The organism is Synechococcus sp. CS-197 (genome assembly GCF_025128215.1).
Taxonomy (GTDB): domain Bacteria; phylum Cyanobacteriota; class Cyanobacteriia; order PCC-6307; family Cyanobiaceae; genus Synechococcus_C.
In genome coordinates this window covers 61,467-72,819 of record NZ_JAHLZC010000019.1, presented here as the reverse complement: position 1 = coordinate 72,819, position 11,353 = coordinate 61,467, and the positions used below count along the sequence as shown (strand labels likewise).

The following is an 11,353-nucleotide window of genomic DNA, read 5'->3' as shown; positions in this document are numbered from 1 at the left end:
GGGTGATAAGGCTGACTTCACCCCATCTCCCCTAAGGGTCAGGCAGCAACAGGGGCTGCTTGACGGGAGAAACGAACGATGTTGTTCGCAGTTACGGGTTTGCTCTCACCGAGCAGGCTTCAGTCACCCTCCTCATGCCCCGTCGAAACCATTGCAGCCCCGGAGAGGGGGAATGGAGCTGAGCGGAATCGAACCGCTGTCCGAAACACTGGTGTGGATCACCTAGTCCGGAAGATCCGGACACTGCCATTGTGACAGCAGTGGTGACGTGGAGCACAGCAGCGTGGGGAGGGAACACCGCCATCCACCCAAACGGCTGCCCTGCATCGCCGTGCTGCCCCAGGGCCTCGAAGCCATCGGTGCTGACGAACTCAGTGCTCTTGGCGCCAAAGAGGTGAAGCCCTTGCGCCGTGCGGCGTCTTTTGAAGCCGACATGGCCTGCCTCTACAGGCTGCATCTACAGGCGCGATTGCCGTTTCGCCTGCTGCGCGAAATGAGCCATTTCCGCTGCAATGGGCGTGATGACCTCTACGACGGCATCCAGCAGGCCCTCGACTGGGAACGCTGGTTGCATCCCTCCATGAGCTTCCGGGTGGATGTCACCGGCACGGCCCCGGGCCTGAACCACAGCCATTTCACGGCCCTTCAGGTGAAAAATGCGGTGATCGATCGGCAGCGGGACCTTTGGGGAGAACGCTCGTCCATCGACCTTGAAGAGCCCGATCTGAACCTGCACCTGCATCTGCACCGCGGCGAAGCCACACTCAGCCTCGATGGCTCCGGCGGCAGCCTGCACCGGCGCGGTTACCGCGCGGCCATGGGCGCGGCGCCCTTGAAGGAAAATCTGGCCGCTGGTCTGATCCGACTCTCCGGCTGGGATGGCACAACACCCCTTGTGGATCCTCTCTGCGGTTCCGGCACCCTGCTGATCGAAGCAGCAGCCATGGCGTTGCAGCTTCCAGCAGGACTCGATCGTGTCTTCGCTCTTGAAAGCTGGGCTGATTTCAACCTGGATCAATGGAACGCTGAACGACAACGCGCTCAGGGCCGGGCATGCCGAGAGCGGAAACTTCCTCTGATTCAAGGATTTGAAGCCGATTCCAGCATCGCCGATCAAGCCAGGGCCAACGTTCAGGCCGCAGGCCTGGAGCACAGCGTTGAGATCAAGACGGGATCGTTCCACAACTTCGCCCTGCCCCAGGGACCTGGAACGCTGGTGTGCAATCCGCCCTATGGCGAACGCATCGGCGCGGGAAGCGATCTGGAGAGTCTTTATTCCGATCTGGGCCGCTACGCCAAAGAGCACGCATCGGGATGGGCGCTGTGGGTGCTCAGCGGCAACCCCCAGCTCACTGGAGCCCTGCGCATGAAGGCCACCCGCAGGATTCCGATCAGCAATGGCGGCATCGACTGCCGCTGGTTGCACTACGACGTGCGCTGAAGCTCAGCGGCCGAGAACAGCGCGGGTCGTGCGTGACAGCCCCTCAAGGGTCTGGGGCAGGTAAGGGCCCTTGGCCAGCATCCCTCCCACGCGCAGGCTGATGCCAGCCACCACCAGGTTGAGCACAGCCAAACCGAGTAACGCTTGAAGCAGGGACCACTCCCAAGCCTCGAGCACCCAAACCAACAGGGCGGCTTCTGCGGCCACCAAGGCCAGCAGCATCAAGGTGCCACCCATGGCCAGAAACACGCCACCACTGATCAAGCGGCGTTTTTCACGATCCACTTCTTGGAGTGCAATGCGCACATGCAGATCCATCACGGAACCCGCCAGCGCCGTCACCCTGGCGGCTGCGCCAAGCCCGCGCGGACGTGGCTCTTGGGAACGCGGCAGTTCGCTCATGAGGACCGCCGACCGCCGCTGAGCAACGCACCCACCAACACCCCGATTCCAGCAGCCACAGCCACGGACAGGAGAGGCCGCTCCCGCAGGGGCTTCTCGATTTTCGGCCGCAGGGTGCGGTTGAGATCATCCAGCAACTGCTCAAGTTGCTCTTCGAGGGGCTCAAGACTGTCAGCCAGATGGCGGGACCGGTCTCCGGCCTGATGCATCAGCTCCTCAAGCTGATGGCGCACCGTCATCGAGGCTCGATCGGAGTGCGTGGCAATCAGATGCACCACATCATCAAAGCTTCCGCGGGTTGCTTCCAGAGCCTGATGGGTCACTTCCGGCCAGCGCCGCTGAATCTCAGGCAGGAGCGTTTCAAAGCGATCTCTGAAGCGATGCGCCAGATCCTGGGGTTCCGCAGTCGACTCGGCAGGGGATGGAGCTGAATCCATGGCGATCCTGGTGGCCACCTGCAGGGTAGGGGTGGTGTCCTGCGGATGAAACCCATGCCCGTCGATCCACACCGATACGTGCTGCTTGAGCATTTCGGCGCCCCGGATGATCCCCGGGGTTGCCACCTCGACCTCCTGCTGGAAGACGGTGACAGTTGCCGCAGCTGGCGGCTGGAAACGATCCCGCTCCTCAACGGCCCTGGCCAGAGCGCCACGCCGCTCCCCCCCCACCGGCTGGTCTGGCTCGATCGAGAGGCCGCAGCGGTGTCGGGAGGACGGGGTTGGGCGCGACGGGTGGTGGGGGGGCACTACCGCGGCACTCTTCCAGCGACGTCGGATACGCCGTTCAGCCTGGACCTTGAAGGGATGGCGGCGATCGGGATGCCGGATCCAGTCTGTCTCTCCCTGATCGGAGGACTGTGCCGCCTCAGCCAGCCTTGAGGTGAACAACCTGTACGCAACGCTTGAGCTTTTCAAGGGCTTCGCTAATTTCAATGCGCTGACAGCCGTGCCCCCTGTTGGTTCATATCAATCAAGTTGGGCTCACGCACTTCAAGTCCTTCGGCGGGGCGATGACCATCCCCCTGGAGCCGGGCTTCACGGTGGTGACCGGGCCGAATGGATCCGGCAAAAGCAACATTCTTGATGGCGTGCTGTTCTGCCTCGGGCTCGCGAACAGCCGTGGCATGCGCGCCGATCGCTTGCCCGATCTTGTGAACAGCGGGGTTCTCAAGGCTGGCAAGTCTGCTGAAACCACGGTGAGCGTGCGCTTCGACCTCTCGGACTGGCAACCCGATGCCGCCGAAGAGGGCATCGAGGCTCCAGAGGAAGGTCCCTGGATCAGGCCTGATCAAACCGAGTGGACGGTGACCCGCAAATTACGGGTGATGCCGGGCGGCTCCTACAGCAGCAGTTACAGCGCCGACGGAATCCCTTGCAACCTGCAGCAGCTCCAAACCCAGCTGCGACGGCTTCGCATCGACCCCGAGGGAAGCAACGTGGTGATGCAGGGGGATGTGACCCGCATCGTGTCGATGAGCAACCGGGACCGCCGCGGCCTTATCGATGAATTGGCGGGGGTGGCCTTGTTCGACACCCGCATCGAACAGACCCGCAGAAAACTCGACGACGTACAGGAACGGCAGGAACGCTGCCGGATCGTGGAACAGGAACTTCTGGCCGCACGTCAGCGGCTGGAGAAGGATTGCGCCAAGGCTCGGGCCTATCAGGAGCTGCGTGAACAGCTCCAGCTGGGTCGCCGGCAGGAGCTGGTTTTGGCTTACGAAGCCGCCCAGGCCGAGCGCCGCCGCCTGCAGCAGCGGCATCAAGACCTCGGTGATCAAGACACCCGCGACTCCCAAGCCCTGGAGGAGCAGGAAACAACACTGCAAGAAGCGGCCACCAAGCTGAAAACCCTTCAGGACAACGTCAAGGCGCTGGGGGAAGACCAGTTGCTGGGTGTGCAGGCTGAGCTGGCTGGCCTCGACCCCGAAAACCGGGAACTGGAGCGGCAGGCCGCGCAGCACCAGCAGGAGGGGGAACGGCTTCAGGCCGTGCGCCATGACCTCCAGGCACGCAGAGGACAGATCCAGTCCGAATCGGAGTCGCTTCGGCTCAGCGCTGATCCGAGCGGGCTCGCCCAGGCGGAACAGGATTGCCGGGATGCAGAAGCCGCCGTGGAGCGATCCCGACGCCAGCTCGGTGAAGTGGCCGGCCGTTCAGGCACCTGGATTGAGGAGCAACGCCAGCGCAGCTCCCGACGCCAGCAATTGCAGGTCTCCCTGGCCCCCCTGCAGGAAGAGCGTCAGCAACTCAAAGAGCGGCTGCGCCAAGCAGAAGAGCGCAGGCTCGACCTGGAGCAGGAGCGGGATCAAGACGGCGCAGAAGACCACAAGGTGCAGACGCTTCTGGCACAACTCGAACAGGAATGGCAAGCCCTGCTCAACACGATCCGTACAGGACAGGAGCAGCTGCAGCAGCTGGCTGAGTCGTTGGCGATTCAGCAGCGCACCCGCACCCGTTTGGCACAGGAGCAGACCCGACTCGAACGGGACATCGCACGCCAGGACAGTCGGCGTGAAGCCCTTCAGGAGAGCCGCGGCACTGGAGCCCTGCGCCTTCTGCTCGAATCAGGACTGGAGGGAATCCATGGGCCGGTCGCCCAGCTCGGCGAGGTGGAAGACCGCCATCGCATGGCCCTCGAGGTGGCGGCCGGTGCGCGCATGGGCCAGGTGGTGGTGGATAACGACCGCATCGCGGCACGGGCCATCGATCTCCTCAAGAGCCGCAGAGCCGGACGACTCACCTTTCTGCCACTCAACAAGATCCGGGCTCCCGGCGGTGGCGGCGGCGCCGCCATGGCCCGTGGTCGCAGACCGGACGGCGGCAACGCCGATGGCCTGATCGGCAGAGCCGTCGATTTGATTCGCTACGAACCGATTTACGGCGACGTGTTCGCCTACGTCTTCGGTGACACCCAGGTGTTCACGGACCTGGGCAGTGCACGCCGCGTCCTGGGCCGCTCCCGCGCTGTCACCCTCGACGGCGAGCTTCTGGAGAAGAGCGGAGCCATGACCGGCGGAAGCCTGGGGCAGCGCAGCGGCGGCCTGAGCTTCGGCGTCAGCAACGAGGGTGACGACGCGGCTCCCCTGCGCCAACGCCTCCTGGAGCTTGGAGAAACCCTGGCTGCCTGCTGCCGGGAAGAGCAACGCTTATCGGCACAACTTGAGGAGCAGCGCCCCGGATTGCGCCAACTTGAGCAACGCCAGGCAGCCCTGGAGGCGGAACGCCAAGCAGCGCGCCGCTCCCACGGCCCCCTGCTGGAACGGCTGCAGCAACGCCAGCGCAGGCTTCAAGAGCTGCAGGAAACAGGCAGCAAGGAGAGCCGTCGGCTCCAGGAGATCGAAACGGCGCTGACGCCGCTGCAGACCGAGCTCCAGCAACTGGATCAGCAGGACTCCAAGGAGGAAAGCAACGCAGACGCCGAGCGCTGGCAAGCCCTCCAACAGACCCTGGAACAGGCCGACGGAGCCCTGGAGACGGCCCGCCGTCAGCGCGACACCTTGCTGCAGCAGGACCGGGAGCGGCAGATGTCGGGTCAGCGCTTGGCCGATCAGCTGCAGGCTGTCGAGCGCGAGGAGCAATCCCTCCAGGAAGCGGTGAAAACCCTTGCCGAAACCCATGGCCGTTGGAAACAGCAGCAGCAGGATCTGAAAACGCGGCGCGATGCCCTCAACGCGCAACAGCAGGAGCTGCAGACTCGCTTCGGCGAGGAACGTCGCGCCCGCGATGAAGCGGAGGCCGCCGTTGCGGAGCTACGCCAGGCGCTGCAGCAGGCGCGCTGGAACCTCGAACGGTTGCGTGAGGAACGCGTGAGCCTGGAGGAGCAGTTGCGCAGCGGCAGCCTTCGCCTGGAGGAACTGAAGTCCTCCCTTCCAGACCCGCTGCCGGAGATCAGCGACGCCATTCGTGAGGGTGGAGTGGAGGCCCTGCAAGAGCAACTCCAGCAACTGCAACGGCGCATGGAGGCCCTCGAGCCAGTGAACATGCTGGCGCTGGAAGAGCTACAGGAGCTCGAACAACGCCTTGGCGATCTCGGCGAACGCCTGGATGTGCTGAGCCAGGAACGGGAAGAACTGCTGCTTCGGATCGGAACGGTGGCCACGCTCCGCCAGGAGGCCTTCATGGAGGCTTTCGAGGCGGTGGATGGTCATTTCCGCGAGATTTTCGCGAGCCTCTCCGATGGCGACGGCAAGCTCCAACTCGACAATGCCGATGACCCCCTCGAGGGAGGTCTGACCCTGGTCGCCCACCCCAAGGGCAAGGCCGTGCGTCGTCTGGCAGCCATGTCAGGCGGAGAGAAATCCCTCACCGCACTGAGCTTCCTGTTTGCGCTGCAACGCTTCAGGCCATCGCCCTTTTACGCCCTTGATGAAGTGGACAGTTTTCTGGACGGGGTGAATGTGGAACGTTTGGCGGCGCTGATCGCCCGGCAGGCCGAACAAGCCCAGTTCCTTGTGGTGAGCCACCGCAGGCCCATGATCGGTGCCTCGACCAGAACCATTGGTGTGACCCAGGCTCGGGGCGCTCACACCCAGGTGATTGGCCTCCCGGATGCCGCCTGACGGGCCGGTTTCTGCTCCTTGCGTCAAAATGGCGCAAATCCCTCCGGCTGAGGCCTGCGGTTGAGTTTGTCGTCGTCTTCCAATGATCCCCTGGCCAACGTGCCCAGTGATCGCCTCTGGCTGAGATCAGAGCTGATGGGCACCCAGGTGATCACCCGTGACACCGGGCGCCGCCTCGGGGTGGTGGGTGAGGTGATTGTGGACATTGACGGCCGCGAGGTCGTCGCCCTCGGTTTACGTGACAACCCCCTCACCCGATTCCTTCCGGGGCTCCCCCGCTGGATGCCCCTCGATCGCATCCGTCAGGTGGGCGACGTGATCCTTGTCGATTCAGCCGATTCTCTGAGTGAAGCCTTTTCACCTGAGCGCTACAGCCGGGTGATCAACTGCCAGGTGATCACCGAGTCAGGCCAGCAGCTCGGCAGGGTTCTCGGCTTCTCCTTCGATATCGAAACCGGAGAACTCACCACCCTGGTCACAGGGGCCGTGGGCGTGCCCCTGTTGGGTGAAGGCGTTCTCAGCACCTGGGAGATCCCGGTCGAAGAGATCGTGAGCAGCGGTGCTGACCGAATCATTGTGTATGAGGGCGCTGAGGACAAGCTCAAGCAGCTCAACAGTGGCTTTCTTGAAAAGTTGGGCGTTGGTGGCCCCAGCTGGGAAGAGCAGGAACGCGAGCGCTACCGGGTGAACGTGGTGCCTGTGGAGAATCAGTTGAGCTCTGGCCAGAGCGCTGAAGACACTCCCAGGCAACTCGAGGCCTCCTCCTCTCAGAGGTTTGATGCGGATCAGGCCGAACTGGAATACGTGGAGCTGGAGCAGCCCCGCCAGGACGAAGTTCGCCGCAGGCGCTACCTCGACGAACTCCCCCTGGAGGAAGAATCTGGGCGCTACGAACCCCAAGAGCGTTACCAACCCCAAGAGCGCTACCAGCCTCAAGAGCGCTACGAGTCTGAAGAGCGCTACGAACCCCAAGAGCGCTACGAGCAGCCCAGGAATGATCCGCCCCGTGACGTTGATCAGGACCGGGACTTCGACCGCCGGCCATCGCAATTTGACGAAACCCCACCTCAGCCGCGTCCCGATCGACGACCCCGGCCAGCATCACGGCGGCCCATCGAGCGGCCCGGCGAACCCCTGGACGTGGAGCCCATGGATCAAGAGCCTCAACCCCGATCGCCGAGGGAACCGATGGATGATCCTTGGTAGATCAAAGGGTTGAGGCGCTGAGCTGTCGTCTTAGCCCTTGAACTGAAGCGACGCGCTGTTCACGCAGTAACGCTGCCCTGTAGGCGCTGGGCCATCCGGAAACACATGCCCGAGGTGGGCATCACAACGGGCACAGAGAATTTCAGTGCGCACCATGCCGTGGGTCCGATCCTCCTTGGTGCGAATCGCCCCTGAGTTCACTCCATCCCAGAAACTCGGCCAGCCGGTTCCGGACTCGAACTTGGTGCTCGAACTGAACAGCGGCGCATCGCAGCAGATGCAGTGATAGGTGCCGTCGTCCTTGTGATTCCAATAAGCCCCGGTAAAGGCGCGTTCCGTCCCCCCCTGCCGAGCAACCTGAAATTGCTCTGGGGTGAGCTGCTGTCGCCATTCTTCGGGAGAGCGCTCCATGCGATCGCCTTCAGCGGGAAGGGAGCCGGACATCAAGTTGAGGCAATTGGCGCGGACCCTAGTCGGAAAGCGCTCTTGGGAGCAGCTCCCTCACTTCGTCGGCCAGTGCCGCCACGGCACCGGGCTGACCGCGCAATCGGCGCAGATCCTCGCGCTGGCCCTCCAGCCGTTCCGGGGCCCGCAGCCACTCCAGGGCCTCCAAGGCGATCTGCTCAGGCGTGATCGGTCCCACGCGCTCGGGAACCACCATCCGTCCGGCAGCAATATTCGGCCATGCCAACAGGCCATGGTTGCGCATGCGCCAGGCACTGAGAACAAGGCCGATCAGTCTGCGCAGTCCTGGAAGTCGGGCGAGCAGACCCAGCCAACCATCCCAGGCCTGCATCACCCCCAGATGTTGCGTTGGCACCAGCACGATCATCGGCACCCCAAGAGCGCCGAGCTCAGCGGTATTCGCTCCCACGGTGGTCAGAGCGAGCGCACACTGGCTGAGTGCAGCATGGGCAGGCGGATCTTCCTGCAGGTGAATCACCGTGCCGGCGTGGGTCAACAGGCGGCGCCATGGCCAGTGTTCATCCGCGGGCAACAGAGCATGAATGCCTCCGTGGTAGCTGGAAGCGATCGGATTGGTTGCACCGGAGAAGCGCAAAAGCTCCTCTGGGTTGGTGGTAGGGGCCACAGGCAACAGGAATTGGCAGTCAGGCTGTTGAGCCGCCAGACGATCGGCAGCCTCCATAAGGAACGGCACACCCACCTGCAACTTGGCAGGCTTTGATCCGGGCATCAGCGCCACCCAGAGCCCTTTGGGCAGGGGATCTCTGTCTTTGGCGTCATCGGACAGGTCTGCCATCAAATCCCCGACCACACGACAGCGCGCGCGGAAACGCCTGGGCAGCTGGTCGAGCACCGCAGGAGCCATCGCAGCAATCCGATCGTTCCAGCGAGGCCAGCGAGCCACCCATTCGGCATAGGTGATGTGGCGATAGCCAAGCCGGGCGGACAACAACACGGTCCAGAACTGATCGCCACCCAGAAACACCACAACACCCCGGGATGGCCAGGGTCCATAGCGTCTGGGATTCAGCAGCAAACTCCAGAAGCGTCGCGACGGAACGATGCGATCGAACTGTCCCCAGCGCGCTGCAGCCTCGGCCTCAGTGCCTGTGGCATTCGGGCAAGGAACCAACACAAGGTGAAGGCTGATCGGTGAAGCAGGAGCCCTGGGCCGCAGCAAGAGGCGACGGTGCAGCTGTTCAGCGAGGGGACGCACCCAGGTGGTGAGCTCCCCAGGACCATTGGAAACAAAGATGATGGAGAGCGTCTGATCTGTAGGTCTTGTCGTCACGCGCGACAGATCAGGGAGAAGAGAAATGCGGATGGCGAGACTTGAACTCGCAAGGCCGAAGCCACACGCCCCTCAAACGTGCGTGTCTACCAATTCCACCACATCCGCGTGGTCGACGCAGCCGCTCGGGCCTTGTCGAGGATCGATCATACCGGCTCATGGTTCACCCCCTCTTCACAAGCCCGTCCTCAAGGTGGAACGAGGTGTCGCCGACCGGCCGCTGATACGATCCGCCCTGGCTTGGATACTGCGGGATGACAATCGGCAAGGTGCTGATCGCCAACCGCGGCGAAATCGCTCTAAGGATCCTGAGGAGCTGCCGTGAACTGGGGATCGCCACGGTCGCTGTCTACAGCACCGTTGATCGCAATGCCCTGCACGTGCAACTGGCAGATGAAGCGGTGTGCGTCGGCGAGGGGCCCAGCAACCGCAGTTATCTCGATATTCCCAACATCTTGGCTGCGGCGACCTCGCGAGGCGCCGATGCCATCCATCCCGGCTACGGCTTTCTTGCCGAAAACGACCGTTTTGCTGAAATTTGCAGAGACCACGGGATCACCTTCGTAGGCCCGTCCCCCCACGCGATCCGCTCCATGGGGGATAAGTCCACGGCCAAAACCACCATGCAGGCCGTCGGCGTTCCCACCGTGCCGGGGAGCGAGGGTCTTCTGTCTGGGCCAGACGAAGCGGCCGACCTGGCCTTGGCCATGGGCTATCCCGTGATGATCAAAGCCACCGCTGGCGGCGGCGGCCGGGGCATGCGGCTTGTTCAGTCAGCAGACCAACTGGAGACTCTGTACAAGGCTGCCCAGGGGGAAGCCGAGGCGGCCTTCGGGAATCCGGGGCTCTACATGGAGAAATTCATCGATAAGCCTCGCCACGTAGAGGTCCAGGTGCTCGCTGACCGCCACGGCAATGTGGTGCACCTCGGTGAACGCGACTGCTCGATTCAGCGCCGGCACCAGAAACTGCTGGAAGAAGCACCGAGTCCAGCTCTGGACAAGGATCTGCGCATGCGCATGGGCGAAGCCGCCGTCGCCGCAGCACGCAGCATCAACTACGAGGGTGCGGGCACCGTTGAATTCCTGCTGGATCGCAGCGGTGGGTTCTATTTCATGGAGATGAACACCCGCATTCAAGTGGAACATCCGGTCACGGAAATGGTGACGGGCATCGACCTGATCGCGGAACAACTGCGCATTGCTGGCGGAGAGCCGATCAGCGTGTCGCAAGACCAAATCGAATTGCGGGGCCATGCCATCGAATGTCGGATCAATGCAGAGGACGCATCCCATAACTTCCGCCCGGCGCCAGGGCGCATCACCGGATGGCTCCCTCCGGGTGGACCGGGCGTGCGCGTCGACAGCCACGTGTATACCGGCTACGACATTCCACCTTTTTACGATTCACTGATCGGCAAGCTGATCGTGTGGGGATCGGATCGCGAGGCGGCCATCAGCCGCATGCGCAGGGCCCTGAACGAATGCGCCGTTACCGGAATACCCACCACGGTGGATTTCCACTTGCGCATGCTCGAACGGCCGGAGTTTCTCCAGGGTGAGGTGCACACGAAATTCGTCGAACAGGAGATGCTCTGACGGCGGAACAGAGCATCCAACCGCGGTTCAGGCGATGTCCTGAGCGCGCGTTAACACCATCGTGAACAGCCCCTGCTGACCCACCAGCAGTTCGCGGATCAGACTGACAAGGCCCACCCAGATCACAGGGGTGACATCCACTCCACCGATGGGAGACACCACGCGACGGGTGAGCGCCAGCACGGGTTCAGTGGGCAAGGCGATCACCGCCCAGGGTGCAGCCTTGAGATCCACCTGGGGGTACCAGGTGAGCACGATGCGCAGCAGGAACATCAGGCTCCAGGCCGCCAGCAGCAATCCCAACAGCGGGTTCAGGAAAGTCAGCACCTGAAGCAAGGTCGGCGTCACAAACCTCAAAGCAATCGGAGCGACATCGTAGAAAGCTGCCA

At 63.1% G+C, this 11,353-nt stretch carries 10 protein-coding genes and 1 tRNA gene; 5 read left to right on the top strand and 6 right to left on the bottom strand.

Features of this window, described 5'->3' with window-relative positions:
* The first annotated feature begins 268 nt into the window (after nucleotides 1-268).
* Nucleotides 269-1,441 carry a class I SAM-dependent RNA methyltransferase gene (locus KQ296_RS08925; protein ID WP_011934010.1) on the top strand — a complete coding sequence of 391 codons (1,173 nt, stop codon included), beginning with the start codon at nucleotides 269-271 and terminating at the stop codon, nucleotides 1,439-1,441.
* A 3-nt stretch (nucleotides 1,442-1,444) separates the two neighbouring features.
* Here KQ296_RS08925 and KQ296_RS08920 read toward each other — a convergent pair whose 3' ends face one another.
* Complete coding sequence (locus tag KQ296_RS08920) at nucleotides 1,445-1,843, bottom strand: phage holin family protein (RefSeq protein ID WP_011934011.1); 399 nt, start codon at nucleotides 1,841-1,843, stop codon at nucleotides 1,445-1,447.
* Nucleotides 1,840-2,280: a hypothetical protein gene (locus tag KQ296_RS08915; RefSeq protein WP_041428951.1), complete on the bottom strand. Its 441-nt coding sequence runs from the start codon at nucleotides 2,278-2,280 to the stop codon at nucleotides 1,840-1,842. Before KQ296_RS08915 ends, KQ296_RS08920 begins: the two co-directional genes overlap by 4 nt.
* A gap of 54 nt (nucleotides 2,281-2,334) precedes the next feature.
* On the opposite strand from KQ296_RS08915, the gene KQ296_RS08910 reads away from it, so the two are divergent.
* The 3 genes from KQ296_RS08910 to KQ296_RS08900 all read left to right on the top strand — a co-directional run bounded on the left by KQ296_RS08910 (nucleotide 2,335) and on the right by KQ296_RS08900 (nucleotide 7,610).
* Nucleotides 2,335-2,721 (top strand): hypothetical protein, encoded by a 387-nt coding sequence (locus tag KQ296_RS08910; protein WP_041428681.1) that lies wholly within the window; start codon nucleotides 2,335-2,337, stop codon nucleotides 2,719-2,721.
* Between the two features lie 131 nt (nucleotides 2,722-2,852).
* Nucleotides 2,853-6,404, top strand: coding sequence for a chromosome segregation protein SMC (gene smc, locus KQ296_RS08905; RefSeq protein WP_399240862.1), 3,552 nt, complete (start codon nucleotides 2,853-2,855; stop codon nucleotides 6,402-6,404).
* Between the two features lie 60 nt (nucleotides 6,405-6,464).
* Nucleotides 6,465-7,610 (top strand): PRC-barrel domain-containing protein, encoded by a 1,146-nt coding sequence (locus KQ296_RS08900; protein WP_011934015.1) that lies wholly within the window; start codon nucleotides 6,465-6,467, stop codon nucleotides 7,608-7,610.
* A 30-nt stretch (nucleotides 7,611-7,640) separates the two neighbouring features.
* On the opposite strand, the gene msrB is transcribed toward KQ296_RS08900, so the two are convergent.
* The 3 genes from msrB to KQ296_RS08885 all read right to left on the bottom strand — a co-directional run bounded on the left by msrB (nucleotide 7,641) and on the right by KQ296_RS08885 (nucleotide 9,474).
* Nucleotides 7,641-8,054, bottom strand: coding sequence for a peptide-methionine (R)-S-oxide reductase MsrB (gene msrB / locus KQ296_RS08895; protein ID WP_011934016.1), 414 nt, complete (start codon nucleotides 8,052-8,054; stop codon nucleotides 7,641-7,643).
* A gap of 25 nt (nucleotides 8,055-8,079) precedes the next feature.
* On the bottom strand, nucleotides 8,080-9,366 hold the full coding sequence (locus KQ296_RS08890; protein WP_011934017.1) for a glycosyl transferase: 1,287 nt from the start codon (nucleotides 9,364-9,366) through the stop codon (nucleotides 8,080-8,082).
* Between the two features lie 26 nt (nucleotides 9,367-9,392).
* Nucleotides 9,393-9,474: transfer RNA gene (locus tag KQ296_RS08885), tRNA-Leu, on the bottom strand.
* 146 nt (nucleotides 9,475-9,620) lie between these two features.
* On the opposite strand from KQ296_RS08885, the gene accC reads away from it, so the two are divergent.
* Nucleotides 9,621-10,964 carry an acetyl-CoA carboxylase biotin carboxylase subunit gene (gene accC / locus KQ296_RS08880; protein ID WP_011934018.1) on the top strand — a complete coding sequence of 448 codons (1,344 nt, stop codon included), beginning with the start codon at nucleotides 9,621-9,623 and terminating at the stop codon, nucleotides 10,962-10,964.
* Between the two features lie 27 nt (nucleotides 10,965-10,991).
* Here accC and KQ296_RS08875 read toward each other — a convergent pair whose 3' ends face one another.
* Entirely contained in the window at nucleotides 10,992-11,312 is a 321-nt protein-coding gene (locus KQ296_RS08875) for a YggT family protein (protein ID WP_259726451.1), read from the bottom strand.
* Nucleotides 11,313-11,353: the final 41 nt, after the last annotated feature.

What these genes read in the sequence shown, in the direction of transcription:
- KQ296_RS08920 (WP_011934011.1), bottom strand. Translation starts at nt 1,843, where the DNA reads ATGAGCGAACTGCCGCGTTCCCAAGAGCCACGTCCGCGCGGGCTTGGC.
- KQ296_RS08915 (WP_041428951.1), bottom strand. Translation starts at nt 2,280, where the DNA reads ATGGATTCAGCTCCATCCCCTGCCGAGTCGACTGCGGAACCCCAGGAT.
- KQ296_RS08910 (WP_041428681.1), top strand. Translation starts at nt 2,335, where the DNA reads ATGCCCGTCGATCCACACCGATACGTGCTGCTTGAGCATTTCGGCGCC.
- smc (WP_399240862.1), top strand. Translation starts at nt 2,853, where the DNA reads ATGACCATCCCCCTGGAGCCGGGCTTCACGGTGGTGACCGGGCCGAAT.
- msrB (WP_011934016.1), bottom strand. Translation starts at nt 8,054, where the DNA reads ATGTCCGGCTCCCTTCCCGCTGAAGGCGATCGCATGGAGCGCTCTCCC.
- accC (WP_011934018.1), top strand. Translation starts at nt 9,621, where the DNA reads ATGACAATCGGCAAGGTGCTGATCGCCAACCGCGGCGAAATCGCTCTA.